This window comes from Natronomonas sp. (assembly GCF_028274965.1).
Taxonomy (GTDB): domain Archaea; phylum Halobacteriota; class Halobacteria; order Halobacteriales; family Haloarculaceae; genus Natronomonas.
Map to the genome: position 1 here is coordinate 1 of NZ_JAQCNO010000048.1, position 16,090 is coordinate 16,090.

Consider the following 16,090-nt stretch of genomic DNA (forward strand, 5'->3'; position numbering starts at 1 on the left):
CTACCGTACGCATCGGTCTTCACACGGGGGGTCTCGGGGTACGTGTGGCATCTCCCCGTGACCTCTGAGCCTGCCAAAGCACTCGGGGTCGACATCTGGGGATACCCGAAGGAGGTCGCCGACATCACCCACGATGACGACGGTTCAACCCGGCACACGTCCGTCCACATCGACGATCAGCATCTCATCGACGTGACGGTGGAGCGTCCGCCGATGCTCAGCCAGAGCGACTCGAGCGTGGGCTACACTACCAAAGACGGGAGTGTTCTCCGCGAGGAGTTGCAACTCGACGGCGACATCGGCATCTGGCCGTACAGTAGCGGCATCTCGTATACCCTGGGCGATCATCCGCGCGCACAGCGTCTCAAAAACTTGGACCTGAGTGAGCGTGCTCTGATGCGGTTCGCGGCCGACGCCGAGTTCGTCATTCACGAGGGGCAACGGATCGGCCCGGTATGAGACACGGGGTCCAGCGATTGGTTCATATCCGCGATAGCCAACCGTTCACCGCTACTGTTCGGTGTGACTGATACACGCTCTGTAGTTCGTGTAGCAGTTAGTGACAATACCTTAGCCCGGTGGTCGAGCGAGATCGGTACAGGCCAACGAGACAGGAGGTGTTGATTTACGTCCGCGCGACCGAAGGGAGCGTCCGGCCTTTTTCACCGATGTTTTTCAACGAGCGGTTCGCCGCAGGCGACCCCGACGCAGGAAAAGATCGGGACCCACAAGCGTTTAATCGACAGCGGCGGTACTGAGTGGTATGCCCGATTGCCCACTCGCGGACGATTGCCCCAGTTTCTCAGAACGCATCGAAGGCATGGGCTGTCAACACTACGGCGACCGCGGCGGCGCCGAGTGGTGTTCGCACTACAACCAGCCGATCAACGACCTCAAACAGCAGCCGGTCAAGCTCGGCGAGGAGGTCGTCGTCGACGTCGAGGACATCCACGAGTCGGGCGCCGGCGTCGGTCGGACCGAGGACGGGTTCATCGTGATGGTCGACGGCGTGCTGCCGGAGGCGCGCGCGCGAGTCAAGATCACGGAGGTGCGGTCGAACCACGCCCGCGCCGACGAACTCGAACGCCTCCCGATGGAGGACGACGAGCAGGACGGCGACGCGGCCGAGGCGGACGACACAGACGAGACGGACGAACGGGGCGATCGCGAGCGGGCACTCGACCGCGAACGGCTCGGAAGCCGCGAGAACTTCTGGGGCAACTGATCGCGGGGCAGAGACGTGTACGACAGCCAACCGCGGACGGCGGGCGGGCGAGGGCGATGACGGTTCCGGACGCCGACGAGTTGCTCGAACGGGCGGGGTTCGACGCACAGACGAACGTGCTGACCCGCCGGCAGGCGGAGGTGCTCGTGCTCCGCGAGGCGGGCGTATCCCAGGCGGACATCGCCGAGGAACTCGGGACCTCCCGCGCCAACGTCTCGAGCGTCGAAGCGAGCGCGCGCGAAAACGTCGCCAAGGCCGAGGAGACCGTGGCCTTCGCCGACGTCCTCAACGCGCCGGTGCAGTTGACCGTCGAGGCCGGCACGGACCTCTACGACGTGCCGAACCTGGTGTACTCGGCCTGCGACAGCGCCGACGTGAAGGTCAACCGCACCGCGCCCGACCTGATGAAGCTCATCGGCGACGCCGCGGGCGACGCCGTCCACGGCCGCGCCGTCCAGCGGGAGATCACCGTCACCGTGACCGGCGACGGCGAGGTCAGGGTCCGGACCTAAGCGGGGCGGGAAACCGGGAGGCCGGCAGGGGTGTTTATTTTCTCGGGCGCCGTGTCGGCTCGTATGGATCTCGGGATCGAGGGCAACGCGGCGCTCGTCACAGCCGGGACGGCCGGACTCGGGCTCGCAAGCGCGGCGGCGCTCGCCGAGGCGGGCGTCGACGTCGCCGTCTGTGGCCGCGACGAGACGCGACTCGAGGAGGCGACGGAGCGACTGGAAGGGATCGGCGGCGGCGACGCCCTCGGCGTCCGCGCCGACATCACCGAGCCGCGCGAAATCGAGCGCTTCGTCGAGCGCGCCGTTTCGGCGTTCGGACGGCTGGATCACGTCGTGACGAGCGCCGGCGGGCCGCCGCCGGGGTCGTTCCTCGAAACGGACGACGAGGACTGGTACGCAGCGTACGACCTGCTCGTGATGAGCGTTGTCCGGACCGTCCGGGCGGCCCACCCGACGCTCGCGGAGGGCGGCGGGACCATCGTCACGATCACGTCGCGGTCGGTCCGGGAGGTGCTCGACGATCTCGTCCTCTCGAACGCCGTCCGACGGGCGGTCACGGGGCTGACGAAGACGCTTTCGCGGGAGCTGTCCCCGGAGATCCGGGCGAACAGCGTCCTCCCGGGCGCCCACGAGACCGACCGGATCGAGGAGCTGATCGTCGACGGCGTCGAGCGCGGCGAGCACCCCGACTACGAGACGGCCCTCGAGGAGTGGGCCGCCGACGTGCCGGCCGGCCGGGTCGGCGATCCGAGCGAACTCGGCGCGGCGGTCGCGTGGCTCTCGAGCGAGCGGGCGTCCTACGTCAACGGCGTCGCGCTCGCCGTCGACGGCGGGTCGATGCGGAGTCTGTGAGGGACCGACCCCCATCGGCGGCCCGAACGTCTCGGGCCGGTATCGCCGGGGGGCGGGCACATCGGATCCCGAAACCGATCCTGAGTTTAAGTTATCCAGGCCGTAACCTGCGTCCGGATGGTCACCGCCTTCGAGTCGGTTCTATCCGCCGAGACGGCCCCGGAGCGGACGCTCGCCGTCGTCGACGGGACGCAGCCGGAGCCCGTACTGGACCTTTTTCAGGAGGCCTTCGGCAGCGTCGGCGCCGACCTCGAGTTCGCGCGGACGGAGCCCGCCTCGGACGCCGAGACGGCGGTCGCCCTCATCGAGGACGGCGAGGTGGTCACGACGTCGCCGATGGAGGCGGTCCGGAACGCGGTGCTTTTGGTCAACTCCGATCTCTACACGAGCGGCCTGAGCGGGATCGACAAGTTCGACGCCCCCGACGTGCTCACCGAACTCGACGATCAGGTGTACACGCTCCGCGGGTTCCCCGAATCGACCAAGGAGAAGCTCCTCTTGATCGTGATGTCGCGGTACATCGAAGCGCGGGCGCTCGAGGCCGGAGCGGGGCGGCTCGACGCCGCCTTCCAGGAGCTCTCCCGGGTGACCGACGAGTACGGGACCGAACGCGTCTACCAGCGGCTTGCGGACTCCGGCGTCGAGGTTCACGCCTACGGTCTCCCGGACGAGGACGCCCCCGGACCGGCGAGCATCGACGGGCTCCGGGTGCATCCGGGGCGCGACGAGCACTACCGGCGGTCGTGGTTCGTCGTGTTCTCCCCGTCCACGCCGGAGGCGGACCCGGCGGCGCTGCTCGCGGTCGAGACGGATCCGAGCGTCTGGCGCTCGATGTGGACGTACGACCCCGATACGGTCCGGCGGATACGCCGGCGGATCGACCGCCGGTTCCGGTAGTGAGCCGCCTATCGGTCCGTCTCACCAGGTCTCAATCCGCCCGTCGCGGACGTCCTCGACGCAGCCCCGACAGTCCGGGTGCTCGGCGTCGTAACAGGCCGGACGGCCCTCGGGGTCGACGGAGACGGCGCGCTTTTCGGCGTGGCGGCGACAGACGATCCGGGCGCGCCCGTCGTCGTCGGTCGGGAGGTCGGCCGTCGTCGCCGCTTTCGCGTCCGCGTAGGCGCGTTTCGCCTCCTCGAACTGCTGGCCGGCCGCGTTGAGTTTCGTCCGGAGGAGTCGCTCGAGGCGGCGACGGTTGCTCACGGACCACAATAGGGGCTGGGGAAACAAAGAACCGTCGGCGCCCGGCGGGGCTCATCGGAGCGGGTTCGCCGGTCGCGGTCCGGGTTCGGTTTCAGTTTCACTTTCACTCCGGGTCACCGACGGTTTTTATACCGACACGAACCAATTATCGTACGTCTCCCACTGAAAACACGCGGAGACGGAACCGCCATGACAGACCTGCGACAGCACGCGACAGAGATACGCGAACAGTTCTCCGACACCCTCGACGTCGGTGTCGACGAAATCGAATCACGCCTCGAGACGCTCGTCTCCGAGTACCGGGTCCCGATCGAGGAGGCCCGGCGCAGCGTCGTCTCGACGTACCTCGACGAGGCCGACATCGAGCGCGACGAGCTCGGCGGCGGAACGAGCGAGTCGGCGACCGTCACCGACATCGACGCCGCCGAACGGTGGATCGACCTCACCGCCAAGGTCGTCGACCTCTGGGAGCCCGGTGCCGACTCGATCGCACAGGTCGGGCTGCTCGGCGACGAGACCGGAACGGTGAAGTTCACCAAGTGGGCCAAAAGCGACCTCGACGAGCTCGCTGAGGGCTCGGTCTACCGGCTCGGGAACGTCGTCACCGACGAGTACCAGGGCCGGTTTTCGGTGAAGCTCAACTCCTCGACGACGATCGAGGAACTCGACGCCGACATCGAGGTCGGCGACGACGCGACGGAGGTCGAGGGCGCGTTGGTCGACATCCAGTCCGGCTCCGGGCTGATAAAGCGGTGTCCCGAGGAGGACTGCACCCGCGTGCTCCAGAACGGCCGGTGTTCGGAGCACGGCGACGTTGACGGCGAGTTCGACCTCCGGATCAAGGGCGTCCTCGACGACGGCACCGAGATCCACGAGGTCATCTTCAACCAGGAGTCGACGGAGGAGCTGACCGGGATCACCCTCGAGGAGGCCCAACAGATGGCGATGGACGCCCTCGACACCGAGGTCGTCGTCGAGGAGATGCGCGGCGACGTGCTCGGTCGGTACTACCGCGTCGCCGGGCCGACGCTCGGCCGGTACGTGCTCGCAAACGACATCGAACGGCTCGGTGCGCCGACCGACGCCGAGAGCGTGCTGATCAAAGCGAGGTCGATCTGAATGAGCGGCTCCGTCCCTAGCCGCGAGGTCGCCAGACGCGCCTTCGCGGCCGAGTTCAACGACGCGACGTACACGTTCAAGGAGTCCGACGACGAGCGCGCGCCGGTGTACTCGCTGTTGCCGAGTGGCCAGCGGGCCAACCGCGTCTTCGTCGTCGCCACGCTGACTGAGACCGAGGACGTCGGCGAGGACTCGGAGTACTGGCGCGGCCGCATCGTCGATCCGACGGGGACCTTCTTCGCGTACGCCGGGCAGTACCAGCCGGAGGCGACCGCCGTCCTCCGGGAGGTCGAGACGCCCGCCTACGTCGCCGTCGTCGGGAAGCCGCGCTCGTACGAGACCGACGAGGGCGAGACGAACGTCTCGTTGCGCCCCGAGTCGATCACCGTGGTGGACGACGCCACCCGGAACCGCTGGGTCGTCGAGACGGCCGACCGGACGCTCGGTCGGATCGAGGGCTTCGACGGCGCCGACGAGTACGCCGCGATGGCACAGACGCAGTACGACCCGGACCTGTCGGTGTACCGCGATCAGGTCATCGCCGCCCTCGAGGACGTAGAGGACGACGCCGAGGTGACCGCCGAGGCCTGAGCGGGCGGCCACTCGGTCGTGGGGTCGCCCGCGGGGCGCGGCGGCTATGACAGCCCCAACGCGCCGAGGGCGCCGAACATCAGATCGCCGACGCTCACCGCGAGCACGAGTCCGACGAACATCGGGACGACGAACGGAATGCCCGGCGTGATCCAGACGCGCTCGCGGTCCGGGTCGGCGACGATTCCGAGGCCGTCGCGGAGTTCCGCGGGCGCCGTTCCGTAGGCGTCGTGCTCGGAGAGAAACGCCTCGGCGCCCCACGGATCGTCGTCTGTGGGCTCGGCGTCGCCGGGCGCCGTGGCGTCGTCGTCCCGGATCGCGCCGTCGCCGGGGTCGTTCGGTGCCGCCGGCAAAGACCCCCGGAAGCGGTCGGGATCCGAGCGCAGCGCCGCGAGCGAGCGTCCGCGCCAGCGGAGGTACATCCGCAGGGCGTCGATGTCGAGGCCCCGCCGCGTGAAGCCGTCGGCGTCTTCCAGCAGCCGCCCGTACTCCCCGGGGAGGTCGGTCAGCGCGACCGGACGGCCGACAAACATCGCGGGCGTGATCTCGCCGTTCGGGAGGTTCCGGACCCCGAGCGCGAGCGGGTACAACAGCCCGACGACGACGGTGTTCGACAGGATGCTGAACGAGAACACGCCGAGCGGGGCGCTGTGGATCGGGTAGGCGCCGCCGAGGACGTAGTAGACCGGGTACGTCGGGAACACGACGGCGAGCGTGATGATCGCCTTGGCGTCCGCGCCGCCGAAGCCGCCGATCCGCCAGAAGACGTACCCGAGCGGGGCGACGAGACCGATCGAGACGACCGTCTGTACGGCGAACAGCCGGCGCTGAAACGCCGCCCCGTCGAGCACGGCGAGGAGGTCCCACGCCAGCGCGACCGCGCCGACGACGAGAAGCGGGGCCCAGGTCCGGTTCGGTATCCGGCGCGTCTCGAGGTCCCGGTAGGCCGCCCAGGCGAAGACCCCGACGGCCGACAGACGCAGCAGATCGGGCCCGCTTGCGAATCCGAACAGGAGCGACGACACGCCGGGTACTGCGTACAGCGGCGACATAAACGCCCGGCATCGCTCACCGCCCGACCCCGGTCACGAGACCTCGATCGGCATCGCCGGCGACGACCAGCGGAGCTCCTCGCCGGCGCGGAGTTCGAAGACGAGTCGGGCCTCCCCCGCGCTCGCGCCCTCGATGCTGACGACGGCGCCCTCGACGCTCGTTTCGATGAGCCTCGAGGGCGTGTCCGCCGTCGTCCGGACCGTCTGTCGGAACGTCTCGTCGGGGCCCAGCGGCACCGCGTTGGCCCCGGCGACCAGAAACCGCGTCCGCCCCGACCGCGTCCCGCCGGCGTCGATCTTCAGGGGCGACTGGTGCCAGTGGGACTTTTCCGTGCCGTGCCAGTGGACGTACGCCAGGCGGGCGTCGTCGGCGAAGCCCGTCCGCTCCTCGAAGTCCGTATCGACGAACTCGATCGGGAACGCGGAGCTCAGATACCGGTTGTCGTCGATCGCCAGGTCCGGGTCGGGGGGCTCAGAGTCCCCGTCGGTTCCGTTCTCGGGCGCGTTCGCCTCGCCGGACCCGAAACAGCCGGCCACCGACGCGGCGAGACCGAGGGCACCGGTAGCGCCGATCTTCAACAGCCGCCGTCGCGTCCGGCCGTCGGGCGTCATATCTGCGGGATTTACGCTGTCGACGCGTTTCAACGTTGTGCGGGCGGACACGCGAACGCACGACCGCCGACGCGGCGGCGATCGGGAACGCGGCGTTTCTTTTGTGGATAAAAACGGTCGGTTCCGGCCGGGACGAGCGATCGGAGCCCGTCGGTCAACGATCAGATGACGCGGTTCTGGAGGTAGTCCAGGTGTTTCGCGTTGTAGACGATCTTCACTTCGTCGGCAGCCGGACTGCCGATGCAGGTCAGGCGGACCATCCGCTCTTCGACCTCCTCGTCCGAGAGGATCTGCTGCATGTCCATGTCGATTTCGCCCTGCTTGACGATAGCGGCGCAGTTCGCACACGCCCCGGCCCGACAGGAGAAGGGCCAGTCGTACCCCTGCGCTTCGGCCGCCTCGAGGATGTACTCGCCCTCCGCGACGTCGAGTTCGCCGTGGTCCTCGGCGTCGAGGCCGGCGTCGGCCGCCTTCTCGAAGAGGTCCTCGTCCTCCATGTCCCAGCCGTGATCGTCCAACACTTCGTAGTTGAGATATTCTACTGTTGGCATCACTACGATGTTGGGCCTCCGGTATGTTGAACCTTGCTGTTAGCACGGGCGGACACACCCGTTCCGAGCGCGTCGGCGCCCGAGACGGGCCGAAAGGGCGCCGTTTCGGCCCCGTCGGTGCCCGGTCGAGACGACGCCTCGACGGGTGCGGTTTTATTATTCCGCCCCGCCGACGGCGGTACATGTTCCCGAGGTTCGAGGTCGTTCCGGCGATCGACATGCAGGACGGACGCGTCGTCCAACTCGTCGGCGGCGAGCGCGGCACCGGAACCGAGTACGGCGATCCGGTCGAGGCGGCGACGCGGTGGGTCGAACGCGGCGCGCGAACGCTGCACCTCGTCGATCTCGACGGCGCCTTCGACGGCGAGCGGGCGAACGCCGACGCCGTCGAAGCGATCGTCGGGGCGGTCGACGCCGATATCGACGTCCAACTCGGCGGCGGCATCCGGAGTGCGGCCGACGCGTTCGGCCTGATGGACGCTGGCGTCGATCGGGTCATCCTCGGCACGGCGGCGATCGAGACGCCGGAGATCGTCGGCCGAATAAGCGACCGGTTCCCCGGCAGCGTCGTCGTCAGCCTCGACGCCAGGGGCGGCGAGGTCGTCGTCTCGGGGTGGACCGAGGGGACGGGCCTCGACCCCGCCGAGGCGGCGGCTCGCTACGAATCCGAGGGCGCGGGCGCGATCCTCTTTACCGACGTCGACGTCGAGGGGCAGCTCTCGGGGATCCGTCGGGAGCCAGTCGAACGCGTCGTCGAGGCCGTCGACGTTCCGGTCGTCGCCAGCGGTGGCGTCTCGACGCTCGAGGACGTCGGGGCGCTCAGAGACGCCGGGGCGGCCGCCGCCGTGGTCGGGACGGCGCTGTACGAAGAGCGGTTCACCCTCGAGGAGGCGATGGCGGTCTGAGCCGCTCTCGGCCCTCCGCCCTCCTGTCGGGTCCGCCTCCGGGGTTCGACCGCGGGCTCGTCGGTCCGATCCCGGGGGCAATCGCTCGGGCGGGCCTCAGACCGCGCCGTCGATCGCGTCGGCGATCCGGGGGTAGCGCTCCTCGAGGTATCCTCGGAGCAGCACGAACCCCACGACGACGGCGGCGGCGAACGCCGCGGCGCCGACCGGGCCGAGCCGTTTCGCGCCGAGTTTCCAGGCCGACCACGCGAGTCCGAGGAGTCCGAGCATACCCCGCCCTTCGGCCCGTACCTTTAAAAACTGATCCGCCGGGGGTCGGATGGCAGGCGCTCAGCGTCGGGCGTCGATCGACGGGCAGGACGGCAGGGTGAGGTGGGGTGGAGGCGGGGGCGGGGGTGGGGGCGTTCTCAGTCGTCGACGACGACCTCGACCGGCTCGTCCGTGTCGTCCTCGACGGTGTCGGCCGACCCCTGCTGTTGGTAGAACAGCGCGGCGGCGACCCCGAGGATCAGCCACGACCGCCAGTTCGCGAGGTTCAGCGTGTAGCCGATGCCGAAGGGTTTCTCGACGAGCATCCCCTTGCCCGGCTGCCAGTACGCGGACAGCATCCGACCGAGGGAGGGGCGTTCGAAGTTGTACGGGACGCCGAACAGCTCGCCGGACTGCGGCTTGTCTGACATACTGAGGGGTACGGCGCCCCGGAACTTATACCCACTCCCCGCCGGTCGGTCATCGGTACCGCCCGCGGCGCTCGATCTCTCGCAGTCGCCGGAGCACCGCCTCGTCTCCGGCCGCGGCGTAGGCGTCCTCGAAGCCCGCTATCAGCGCCGTCGGGTCCGCGGCGGTCCCGGCGAGGGCTCCCTCGAAGACGTGAAGATCCATCGCGTAGTCCTCCGTCGCGTCGGTGTGGTACCCGAGCCCGAAGTCGATGAGCCACGTCCGGTCCTCGGAGACGCGGACGTTCCGCGGCGTCGGGTCGCCGTGGACGAACCCGGCCTCGTGACAGCGCGCGAGGTGTCTGCCGACCGCACCGACCCGTTCGGCCGAGACCGCGTCGCTCAAGTCCGCGTCGCCGACGAGTTCGAACGTAAGCGTTCCGGCGGGCGGATCGACGTCGAAGACGACCGGCGTCGGGACCCCCAGGCGCCTGGCCGCGCTCGTGAGGCGGGCCTCGGTCCGCGTCCGGCGCTTCCTGAGTCGTTCGTCGAGTTCCGGGTGGCGGTACGCCTTCGCGTGTCGCCGTTTGAACGCCCGCCCGGCTCCGGCGTCGAGTTCGACCGTCGCTTCGGCCCCTTGGGTCCGTTCGTCCGCGGGGGCGGGAGAGGCGGTCGTCCGCTCGGAGCGCCACGTCACGTCGACCTCGTCCGGGCGGAAGTCGGGCCGGACGCCGGAGGCGTCGATCGAAAGCGTGTCACCGGCGTCGTACATCGCCGCGCCGAGGACCGCGATCATGCCGGCGTTGTCCCGGAGGAACTCCGGATCGGGGGCGTAAAACGACGCCCCGCGCTCGGCGCACATCGCGTCCAACATCCCCCGCAACCGCTCGTTTTGGCCGACGCCGCCGCCCAACACGAGTTCGTCGGCGCCGGTCAGCGACAGCGCCCGCTCGGAGACCTCCGCGAGCATCGCGAACACCGTCTCCTCAAGTCCGCGACAGACGTCCTCGATCGGGACCCCGTCGTCGTAGGCCGCCTTCGCCGCCGAGGTGATCCCCGAAAACGAAAAATCCATGCCCTTGACGACGTAGGGCAACTCGACGTACTCGCCCGCCGTCGCCCGGGATTCGATCTTCGGCCCGCCGGGGTGGCTCCAGCCGACGTGTCGCGTGAACTTGTCGAGGGCGTTGCCGACGCCGGTGTCCATCGTCTCGCCGAGCACCCGGTATCGGCCGTCGTGGTAGCCGAGCACGTGCGCGTTCGCCCCGGAGGCGTTCAAACAGATCGGGGCGTCGAACCCCGACCGGTAGCGGCCGATCTCCAGGTGGGCGAGCATGTGGTTGACGCCGACGAGTTCGAGGCCGAGGCGGCCGGCCAGGGCGCGCGCGGCGGTCCCGACGATCCGCAGACACGGGCCGAGTCCGGGGCCTCGGGAGAACGCGACCGCGTCGAGCGCCTCGGCGGCATCGCCATGGGTTGCTTCGATCGTCTCGAGGATCGACCCGATTACGGTCGGGACCGCATCGCGCATGTGTTCGGCGGCCTCACGGGGATGGATGCCGCCGCTGTCCGGCTGGTAGGCCTCAGAGCGGATCGAAACGTCGCCGGTCGCGCCGTCGAAAACGGCCGCGCTCGCACACCAGGCCGTCCCCTCGATGCCGAGGACGCGGGTCACGGCCTACAGGTATTCGGTGTAGCTGCACTGCCCGCAGTGCCGGCGGTCACCGTACTCGCCGAGGAACGTATCGCCACAGCGGGGACACTGCTCTCTGTCGGTCGTTCCGTCGTCATCGTAGAGTTCGTACCGGGGCATCTCAGGCCTCTTCGGCGTCGGCGTTCTCGGCGGTGATCTTGTTGCGTTCGAGGGCGTGGTCCTGTTCGACCGCCTTGGCGTCCTCGGCGGCCTCGTAGACCTTGGCGTAGCCGATCGTCTTGCGCATCCCGTACTTCGTGTCGAGTTTGCGGACGACGACCTCCTCGGCGTCCTTGTTCAGTTTCGCCGCGAGCGAGTCCCGGACGGAGAGACGCGAGGGCGTCGCCTCCTCGTGTGTCAGTTGGAACCGAACGTCGGTCCGGTGCAGCATCGGGTTCTCCTCTTCGTCGATGAGTTCGATCTCCATGGTTGGTTACGTACTCGTTCCCCGGAAACACCTAAAAGGATTTCGAAGCCCTAAACGGTCGAGACCGCCGTTTTTTCGAGAATCGGAGCGTGCGCGTCGGCGCACAGCGCGGGCCCGCTACGCCGACAGGATCGCGTCGATCCGCTCGGGGTCGCTCTGCATCCGCTCGATGAGGTTCCGACAGCGCGTCCGGCTGTCGGCCCCGACCGGGACCGACACCATCCCCTCGTCGGGTTGGCCGTACACGACCGTCCCCCCGTCGGGCGTGGCGAGCACCGCCGGCAGCGACGCGAGGTCCTCCTCGCCGTCGACGACGATCACGACCGGACCGGCGATCGCCATCGCGCTCGCCATCGCCTCGAGGAGGTCGTCCGTGATCGTCGATTGGGGGTTCGCAACGTCGATCCGCTCGTCGAACCCCTCTATCGCCTCCCGGACGCTCCGCTCGACGCGCTCGCGTTTCGTTTTCCCGTCGACGATGGCCACGTCGGGGCGGCGGCCGGCCCCGATCAGGTGGTAGGTGACGATGTCGCCGACGGCGACGATCGGGTCGCCCGCCGCTTCGAGCAGCGTCTCGGCCGCCGTGTGGATCTCGCCGAGCGGCTCCTTGAGCTCGCTCCGCATCGACTGGGGGAGCTTGGCGAGTATCGTCGCCATCTCAGCGGACCTTCAGGGCGTACCGGCCGGACTCGGTGACGCCCATCTCCTCGGCGATCCGGCTCTCCTCGGGGTGGGCGATGACGACGTAGCCGGCCCAGTCCTCCGTCAGCGAGTTCGACCCACAGACGGGGCACTGTTCGTCGCCGTCGACCTCGAGGACGCGGTGGCAGTCCCGGCAGACGAGTCGGTCGGCCATCTAATCACCCGCCTGCGCCTGGCGGCTCTGTCGTTCGTCCTCGAGCCAGCCGTGCTTGCCGAGCCCCGGCTGTTTCGCGGTCAGCCCGATCTTCGAGTCCCGGGGGTTCCGCTCGTCGATGCTCTTCGTGACGATGCGGGCCCGGACGGCGTCGCCGACGCTCAACACGCGGTTCGAGTCCCGCGAGGCGAGCTGTTGGTTCTCGCCGTCGAAGGCGAGGTACTCGTCGGAGATCTGCGAGACGTGAAGGAGTCCGTCGACGGGGCCGATCCCGACGAACGCGCCGAAGTTGACGACCTCGACGACCTCGCCGTCGACGACCTCCTGCATCTGCGGATCGAAGGTGAGCGCGTCGAACTCGGCCCGGTAGTACACGCCGGGGCGGTTCGGCAACACGGCCCCGTCGCCGATGTCGTGGACCTCGGTCACCGAGATGACGCTACCGACGTCCTCGTCCATCTGTCCTTCGAGTTTGTCCTGCAACAGCCGCTTGACTAACTCGGGCGATACGTCAGCGAGGTGTCTGGGAGGGACCTCGACCGTATCTCTGAGTCGAACCCGTTTGTACATGTTATGGTTCAGTGATCTCGAATTTGGTTTGCCCGCGTAAACAGATTACGGGAACGTCCGCCTCGAGCAGCCGTCGCCGGAGCGGGCGGTCGCTCGTGACCGCGTACTCGCTCCGGTGGCCGATCTCGAGGACCGCGTCGTCGGCGTACGACGACTCGTGATCGACGCGGGCGCACTCCCGGCGCGCGAGGTCGCGCCCGACGCTCGCGGCGGTCGCCTCCTCGCCGGCGCCGGCCGCGAGGCGGTCGAGTTCCTCCAGTACGGCCCTCGGGACGACCGGGGCGTGCGCTCCGAGGAGCCGATCGAGTTCCTCGAAGGTCCGCACGCCGGCCTCGACCGGCGCCATCAGCGCGTTCGTGTCGAGTACCACGCGCATCGCCGTCACCGGAGCGTTCCGATCCCGATGAGCCGCCAGCGCGCGCCGACGCGGCGGTTGATAGCGATCTTCGCGCCGGCCGCCGCGCAGACGGGGCGTTTCAGCTGTACCTCGCACTCCTCGTCGCGGGCGCTCGTTACCGACCCGACGGTCGTCGCCGTGCCGACGGTCAACATCAGCGGTTCGCCCGTGCTTATCGGTTCGATCTCGTCGGTCTCCTCGCCGACGACCCGATCGAGGAGTTCGACGTCCATCGTGAATCGCTCGAGGGTCGGCGGGAGCGACCCCGGCGGGCCGGCGACCTGACCGGCGAGGGCGTCGCCCTTCGTCATCGATGGATCGAGGCCGGTTCCGACGCCCAACAGTCCGCCGGGCGTGACCTCATCGACGAACTCGCCGCCGGCCTGCAGCGACCGGATCGTCGTCTCGACGGGGCGGTACTCCGAACTGCCGCCCTCCTCGATCTCGCGGCCGGGTTTGATCTCGACGTCGTCGTCGACGGCGAGTTTCCCCTGCGTGAGCGATCCGCCGAGAACGCCGCCGGTCAGGTCCTCGTGGGTCGTGCCTGGGCGGTTGATGTCGAACGAGCGGGCGACCTGCATCCGCGCGTCCGTCCCGGAGTCGCGCTCCGGCGTCGGGATCTCCGATTCGATCGTTCCGATCAGGAGGTCGGTGTTCACGTCCTGTTGGGCGGAGATGGGGACGATCGGGGCCGACTCGGCGACCGTGCCCTCGACGAAGGACTCGATCTGTTCGTGGTTTCGGACGGCCTGTTCGCGGTCGACGAGATCGATCTTGTTCTGGGCGATGACGATGTTTTCGATCCCGATGATGTCGAGCGCCATCAGGTGTTCCTCGGTCTGTGCGCGGGGGACGGGCTCGTTGGCGGCGATGACCAACACCGCGCCGTCCATGATCGCCGCGCCCGAGAGCATCGTCGCCATCAGCGTCTCGTGGCCCGGCGCGTCGACGAACGACACCGTCCGGAGGGGTTCGCTCTCGGAGCCGTCGGGACAGGTCTCCTCGACAGTGTACCGCTCGGGTTCGTCGAGGCCCGGACACTCCCGGAACGTCGCGTCGGCGTAGCCGAGGCGAATGGAGATCCCGCGTTTCATCTCCTCGGAGTGCTGGTCGGTCCACTCCCCCGAGAGCGCCTCGACGAGGGTCGTCTTCCCGTGGTCGACGTGGCCGACCAGCCCGATGTTCACCTCCGGTTGTCGGTGTTTCCGCGTCATTTAGTAACGACGTGAACATCCGCTCCTGCGATTGATAAACCTACTGTTCCGCGGTTCGACCGCCGTTCGGCCTCGATGTCCTCCGATCGGGGGTCGAAGGGGGCGCCGAACGAACGGGGCCGGTGACGCACGCGCGCCGGGACGCTCGGGGTGGTGTCAGAGGGTCGCGTTCGATCGGCGAAGCAAAAAGGGGACGAGACGAAACCGAACGGAACGGGCGATCGGGTCGCTACGCGCCGAGTTCGACGACGAAGTCCGACTGCACCCACATGTCCGGGTCCTCCCGGTCGTAGATGACGACCTCGCCGTTGTCGAGCGAGAGGTGGGCGTACCGCTCGGAGTCGAGCGGCGTTTCCGGTGGTTCGACCGACGATGGGATCGATTCGTCCGTGTCGGAGGGTGCGCTACTCATTAGCATATGTCTGCAGGCGATCACCGGGTATAAGCGTTCGGCCCGGGGTGTGTTAACACTACATTGTGTATTATGCCATTAATACGCCTTCCCGGGCGGCGCCGGTACCGCTCCGGAGGACACGGAGGCCTTGAGGCGGGCTCGGATCCGTTCTCCGGGCGCCGGAGGCCGGGCGCAGGCTCAACTTTTTTGAACGGTTCGCCCCTACGGGAAACATGGGCAAATTCGCCTTTCTCATCAACTCCCCGCCGGGCAACCCCGGACCGGTCGCAAACAACTTAGAGTACGCCCGCGACCTCGACGACGCCGGACACGACGTGGTCGTGTTCTTCGACGGGCAGGGCACGCAGTGGATCCCCGAAGCCGAGGACAACCCCGACGGCGTGGTGCACGACTACTACGCGGAGGCCAAGGATCGGGGCCTCATCGACGGGGCCTGCGGGTACTGCGCGAGCTTCTTCGAGATCGACGACGACATCGAGGCCGCCGGAGTCGCCCTCGACGGCGGCGACGAGCCCGGCGCGGAGGGTCCCGGCGACCACCACGGGCCCGACGTCGCCGGGCTCGTCGCCCAGGGGTACGAGCTGATAAACGTCGGGTAGGACCCCGTTTCGACACCGGTGCGTCCGCGTGCGCACCTTCTGTCCGGCCGGCAGAAAGCGATCGCCCGACAGAGAGCGATCGCCGCGGGCGTCCCCGGGCGCCTCCGGCCGGGCGAGGGTCAACGTTGATAGGGCCGCCGGCCGATCACCCCGGTATGTCCGACCCGACGATCTTCGAGCGGATCATCGACGGCGAGATCCCCGCAGAGATCATCCGCGAGACCGACGACGTGATCGCCTTTCTGGACGCGAACCCGCTGGCGCCGGGGCATACGCTCGTCGTGCCCAAGGAGGCCCACGAGCGACTGCGGGACGTCCCGCCGGCGCTGTCGGGCGAGGTGTTCGGCGTCGTCCGGGACCTCGCACCGGCGATCGAGGACGCCGTCGAGGCCGACGCGACCACGGTGGGGATCAACGACGGCCGGGCGGCCGGCCAGGAGATCGAACACCTCCACGTCCACATCGTCCCGCGGTTCGACGGCGACGGCGGCGGGTCGCTGCACTCGGTGATGGGCGCCGCCGGGGGCGTCGACGACCCCGACCTCGGCGGGATCGCCGACGACATCGCCGCGGCGCTGGAGTGAGTCGCCGGGGACGTTCCCCCGCGAAGCGGCACCCTTTTGTCCGCACCCGAGCGACCCGAT

General features: G+C 68.7%; 25 protein-coding genes. 10 read left to right on the plus strand and 15 right to left on the minus strand.

Features of this window, described 5'->3' with window-relative positions; all coding sequences use genetic code 11:
• The 5 genes from Q0916_RS06110 to Q0916_RS06130 form a co-directional block, all read left to right on the plus strand.
• Window positions 1-459, plus strand: a 459-nt coding sequence (locus Q0916_RS06110) for an acetoacetate decarboxylase family protein (RefSeq protein ID WP_299235739.1), incomplete at its 5' end; no start/stop codon positions are given.
• 304 nt (window positions 460-763) lie between these two features.
• On the plus strand, window positions 764-1,225 hold the full coding sequence (locus Q0916_RS06115; RefSeq protein ID WP_299235742.1) for a TRAM domain-containing protein: 462 nt from the start codon (window positions 764-766) through the stop codon (window positions 1,223-1,225).
• A 56-nt stretch (window positions 1,226-1,281) separates the two neighbouring features.
• Window positions 1,282-1,737 (plus strand): Tfx family DNA-binding protein, encoded by a 456-nt coding sequence (locus Q0916_RS06120; protein WP_299235745.1) that lies wholly within the window; start codon window positions 1,282-1,284, stop codon window positions 1,735-1,737.
• Between the two features lie 63 nt (window positions 1,738-1,800).
• Window positions 1,801-2,586: an SDR family oxidoreductase gene (locus tag Q0916_RS06125; RefSeq protein WP_299235749.1), complete on the plus strand. Its 786-nt coding sequence runs from the start codon at window positions 1,801-1,803 to the stop codon at window positions 2,584-2,586.
• Window positions 2,587-2,703: 117 nt separating this feature from the next.
• Window positions 2,704-3,483 (plus strand): DICT sensory domain-containing protein, encoded by a 780-nt coding sequence (locus Q0916_RS06130; RefSeq protein ID WP_299235752.1) that lies wholly within the window; start codon window positions 2,704-2,706, stop codon window positions 3,481-3,483.
• A gap of 21 nt (window positions 3,484-3,504) precedes the next feature.
• On the opposite strand, the gene Q0916_RS06135 is transcribed toward Q0916_RS06130, so the two are convergent.
• On the minus strand, window positions 3,505-3,789 hold the full coding sequence (locus tag Q0916_RS06135) for a DUF7091 family protein (protein ID WP_299235754.1): 285 nt from the start codon (window positions 3,787-3,789) through the stop codon (window positions 3,505-3,507).
• A gap of 189 nt (window positions 3,790-3,978) precedes the next feature.
• Here Q0916_RS06135 and Q0916_RS06140 point away from each other — a divergent pair, with 189 nt between their 5' ends.
• Together Q0916_RS06140 and Q0916_RS06145 are read left to right on the plus strand one after the other, a co-directional pair.
• On the plus strand, window positions 3,979-4,908 hold the full coding sequence (locus Q0916_RS06140; RefSeq protein WP_299235756.1) for a replication factor A: 930 nt from the start codon (window positions 3,979-3,981) through the stop codon (window positions 4,906-4,908).
• Entirely contained in the window at window positions 4,909-5,499 is a 591-nt protein-coding gene (locus Q0916_RS06145; RefSeq protein ID WP_299235759.1) for an RPA family protein, read from the plus strand.
• A 44-nt stretch (window positions 5,500-5,543) separates the two neighbouring features.
• On the opposite strand, the gene Q0916_RS06150 is transcribed toward Q0916_RS06145, so the two are convergent.
• The 3 genes from Q0916_RS06150 to fer form a co-directional block, all read right to left on the minus strand.
• Window positions 5,544-6,551 (minus strand): A24 family peptidase, encoded by a 1,008-nt coding sequence (locus tag Q0916_RS06150; protein WP_299235762.1) that lies wholly within the window; start codon window positions 6,549-6,551, stop codon window positions 5,544-5,546.
• A gap of 33 nt (window positions 6,552-6,584) precedes the next feature.
• Window positions 6,585-7,163, minus strand: a complete 579-nt coding sequence (locus Q0916_RS06155; protein ID WP_299235764.1) for a hypothetical protein — start codon at window positions 7,161-7,163, stop codon at window positions 6,585-6,587.
• Between the two features lie 161 nt (window positions 7,164-7,324).
• Window positions 7,325-7,714: a ferredoxin Fer gene (fer, locus tag Q0916_RS06160; protein ID WP_299235767.1), complete on the minus strand. Its 390-nt coding sequence runs from the start codon at window positions 7,712-7,714 to the stop codon at window positions 7,325-7,327.
• 182 nt (window positions 7,715-7,896) lie between these two features.
• Between fer and hisA the strand changes: the two genes are divergently transcribed.
• Window positions 7,897-8,619, plus strand: coding sequence for a 1-(5-phosphoribosyl)-5-[(5-phosphoribosylamino)methylideneamino]imidazole-4-carboxamide isomerase (gene hisA / locus Q0916_RS06165; RefSeq protein WP_299235770.1), 723 nt, complete (start codon window positions 7,897-7,899; stop codon window positions 8,617-8,619).
• A 96-nt stretch (window positions 8,620-8,715) separates the two neighbouring features.
• Here the strand turns inward: hisA and Q0916_RS06170 are convergent, their stop codons facing one another.
• The 11 genes from Q0916_RS06170 to Q0916_RS06220 form a co-directional block, all read right to left on the minus strand.
• Window positions 8,716-8,889, minus strand: a complete 174-nt coding sequence (locus Q0916_RS06170) for a hypothetical protein (RefSeq protein ID WP_299235774.1) — start codon at window positions 8,887-8,889, stop codon at window positions 8,716-8,718.
• A 137-nt stretch (window positions 8,890-9,026) separates the two neighbouring features.
• Window positions 9,027-9,299: a DUF5808 domain-containing protein gene (locus tag Q0916_RS06175; RefSeq protein ID WP_299235778.1), complete on the minus strand. Its 273-nt coding sequence runs from the start codon at window positions 9,297-9,299 to the stop codon at window positions 9,027-9,029.
• A gap of 49 nt (window positions 9,300-9,348) precedes the next feature.
• Complete coding sequence (locus tag Q0916_RS06180) at window positions 9,349-10,950, minus strand: bifunctional N(6)-L-threonylcarbamoyladenine synthase/serine/threonine protein kinase (RefSeq protein WP_299235781.1); 1,602 nt, start codon at window positions 10,948-10,950, stop codon at window positions 9,349-9,351.
• A 3-nt stretch (window positions 10,951-10,953) separates the two neighbouring features.
• On the minus strand, window positions 10,954-11,088 hold the full coding sequence (locus Q0916_RS06185) for a 30S ribosomal protein S27ae (protein WP_299235784.1): 135 nt from the start codon (window positions 11,086-11,088) through the stop codon (window positions 10,954-10,956).
• Between the two features lies 1 nt (window position 11,089).
• Window positions 11,090-11,395: a 30S ribosomal protein S24e gene (locus Q0916_RS06190; RefSeq protein ID WP_299235787.1), complete on the minus strand. Its 306-nt coding sequence runs from the start codon at window positions 11,393-11,395 to the stop codon at window positions 11,090-11,092.
• Between the two features lie 117 nt (window positions 11,396-11,512).
• Window positions 11,513-12,052, minus strand: a complete 540-nt coding sequence (locus Q0916_RS06195) for a GTP-dependent dephospho-CoA kinase family protein (RefSeq protein WP_299235790.1) — start codon at window positions 12,050-12,052, stop codon at window positions 11,513-11,515.
• A gap of 1 nt (window position 12,053) precedes the next feature.
• On the minus strand, window positions 12,054-12,251 hold the full coding sequence (gene spt4 / locus Q0916_RS06200; RefSeq protein WP_299235792.1) for a transcription elongation factor subunit Spt4: 198 nt from the start codon (window positions 12,249-12,251) through the stop codon (window positions 12,054-12,056).
• Entirely contained in the window at window positions 12,252-12,821 is a 570-nt protein-coding gene (locus tag Q0916_RS06205; RefSeq protein ID WP_299235795.1) for a DNA-directed RNA polymerase, read from the minus strand.
• 1 nt (window position 12,822) lies between these two features.
• Window positions 12,823-13,197: a PIN domain-containing protein gene (locus Q0916_RS06210; protein WP_299235798.1), complete on the minus strand. Its 375-nt coding sequence runs from the start codon at window positions 13,195-13,197 to the stop codon at window positions 12,823-12,825.
• 5 nt (window positions 13,198-13,202) lie between these two features.
• Window positions 13,203-14,432 carry a translation initiation factor IF-2 subunit gamma gene (locus Q0916_RS06215; protein ID WP_299235801.1) on the minus strand — a complete coding sequence of 410 codons (1,230 nt, stop codon included), beginning with the start codon at window positions 14,430-14,432 and terminating at the stop codon, window positions 13,203-13,205.
• A 229-nt stretch (window positions 14,433-14,661) separates the two neighbouring features.
• On the minus strand, window positions 14,662-14,844 hold the full coding sequence (locus Q0916_RS06220) for a DUF7331 family protein (RefSeq protein WP_299235803.1): 183 nt from the start codon (window positions 14,842-14,844) through the stop codon (window positions 14,662-14,664).
• A gap of 215 nt (window positions 14,845-15,059) precedes the next feature.
• Between Q0916_RS06220 and Q0916_RS06225 the strand changes: the two genes are divergently transcribed.
• Together Q0916_RS06225 and Q0916_RS06230 are read left to right on the plus strand one after the other, a co-directional pair.
• Entirely contained in the window at window positions 15,060-15,446 is a 387-nt protein-coding gene (locus tag Q0916_RS06225; protein ID WP_299235805.1) for a DsrE family protein, read from the plus strand.
• A 155-nt stretch (window positions 15,447-15,601) separates the two neighbouring features.
• Window positions 15,602-16,030, plus strand: coding sequence for an HIT family protein (locus Q0916_RS06230; RefSeq protein WP_299235808.1), 429 nt, complete (start codon window positions 15,602-15,604; stop codon window positions 16,028-16,030).
• Window positions 16,031-16,090: the final 60 nt, after the last annotated feature.

What these genes read in the sequence shown, in the direction of transcription:
- Q0916_RS06125 (WP_299235749.1), top strand. Translation starts at nt 1,801, where the DNA reads ATGGATCTCGGGATCGAGGGCAACGCGGCGCTCGTCACAGCCGGGACG.
- Q0916_RS06140 (WP_299235756.1), top strand. Translation starts at nt 3,979, where the DNA reads ATGACAGACCTGCGACAGCACGCGACAGAGATACGCGAACAGTTCTCC.
- Q0916_RS06230 (WP_299235808.1), top strand. Translation starts at nt 15,602, where the DNA reads ATGTCCGACCCGACGATCTTCGAGCGGATCATCGACGGCGAGATCCCC.
- Q0916_RS06115 (WP_299235742.1), top strand. Translation starts at nt 764, where the DNA reads ATGCCCGATTGCCCACTCGCGGACGATTGCCCCAGTTTCTCAGAACGC.
- Q0916_RS06225 (WP_299235805.1), top strand. Translation starts at nt 15,060, where the DNA reads ATGGGCAAATTCGCCTTTCTCATCAACTCCCCGCCGGGCAACCCCGGA.
- spt4 (WP_299235792.1), bottom strand. Translation starts at nt 12,251, where the DNA reads ATGGCCGACCGACTCGTCTGCCGGGACTGCCACCGCGTCCTCGAGGTC.
- Q0916_RS06145 (WP_299235759.1), top strand. Translation starts at nt 4,909, where the DNA reads ATGAGCGGCTCCGTCCCTAGCCGCGAGGTCGCCAGACGCGCCTTCGCG.
- Q0916_RS06215 (WP_299235801.1), bottom strand. Translation starts at nt 14,432, where the DNA reads ATGACGCGGAAACACCGACAACCGGAGGTGAACATCGGGCTGGTCGGC.
- Q0916_RS06150 (WP_299235762.1), bottom strand. Translation starts at nt 6,551, where the DNA reads ATGTCGCCGCTGTACGCAGTACCCGGCGTGTCGTCGCTCCTGTTCGGA.
- Q0916_RS06175 (WP_299235778.1), bottom strand. Translation starts at nt 9,299, where the DNA reads ATGTCAGACAAGCCGCAGTCCGGCGAGCTGTTCGGCGTCCCGTACAAC.
- Q0916_RS06170 (WP_299235774.1), bottom strand. Translation starts at nt 8,889, where the DNA reads ATGCTCGGACTCCTCGGACTCGCGTGGTCGGCCTGGAAACTCGGCGCG.
- Q0916_RS06210 (WP_299235798.1), bottom strand. Translation starts at nt 13,197, where the DNA reads ATGCGCGTGGTACTCGACACGAACGCGCTGATGGCGCCGGTCGAGGCC.
- Q0916_RS06155 (WP_299235764.1), bottom strand. Translation starts at nt 7,163, where the DNA reads ATGACGCCCGACGGCCGGACGCGACGGCGGCTGTTGAAGATCGGCGCT.
- fer (WP_299235767.1), bottom strand. Translation starts at nt 7,714, where the DNA reads ATGCCAACAGTAGAATATCTCAACTACGAAGTGTTGGACGATCACGGC.
- Q0916_RS06195 (WP_299235790.1), bottom strand. Translation starts at nt 12,052, where the DNA reads ATGGCGACGATACTCGCCAAGCTCCCCCAGTCGATGCGGAGCGAGCTC.
- Q0916_RS06205 (WP_299235795.1), bottom strand. Translation starts at nt 12,821, where the DNA reads ATGTACAAACGGGTTCGACTCAGAGATACGGTCGAGGTCCCTCCCAGA.
- Q0916_RS06130 (WP_299235752.1), top strand. Translation starts at nt 2,704, where the DNA reads ATGGTCACCGCCTTCGAGTCGGTTCTATCCGCCGAGACGGCCCCGGAG.
- Q0916_RS06190 (WP_299235787.1), bottom strand. Translation starts at nt 11,395, where the DNA reads ATGGAGATCGAACTCATCGACGAAGAGGAGAACCCGATGCTGCACCGG.
- Q0916_RS06185 (WP_299235784.1), bottom strand. Translation starts at nt 11,088, where the DNA reads ATGCCCCGGTACGAACTCTACGATGACGACGGAACGACCGACAGAGAG.
- hisA (WP_299235770.1), top strand. Translation starts at nt 7,897, where the DNA reads ATGTTCCCGAGGTTCGAGGTCGTTCCGGCGATCGACATGCAGGACGGA.
- Q0916_RS06220 (WP_299235803.1), bottom strand. Translation starts at nt 14,844, where the DNA reads ATGAGTAGCGCACCCTCCGACACGGACGAATCGATCCCATCGTCGGTC.
- Q0916_RS06120 (WP_299235745.1), top strand. Translation starts at nt 1,282, where the DNA reads ATGACGGTTCCGGACGCCGACGAGTTGCTCGAACGGGCGGGGTTCGAC.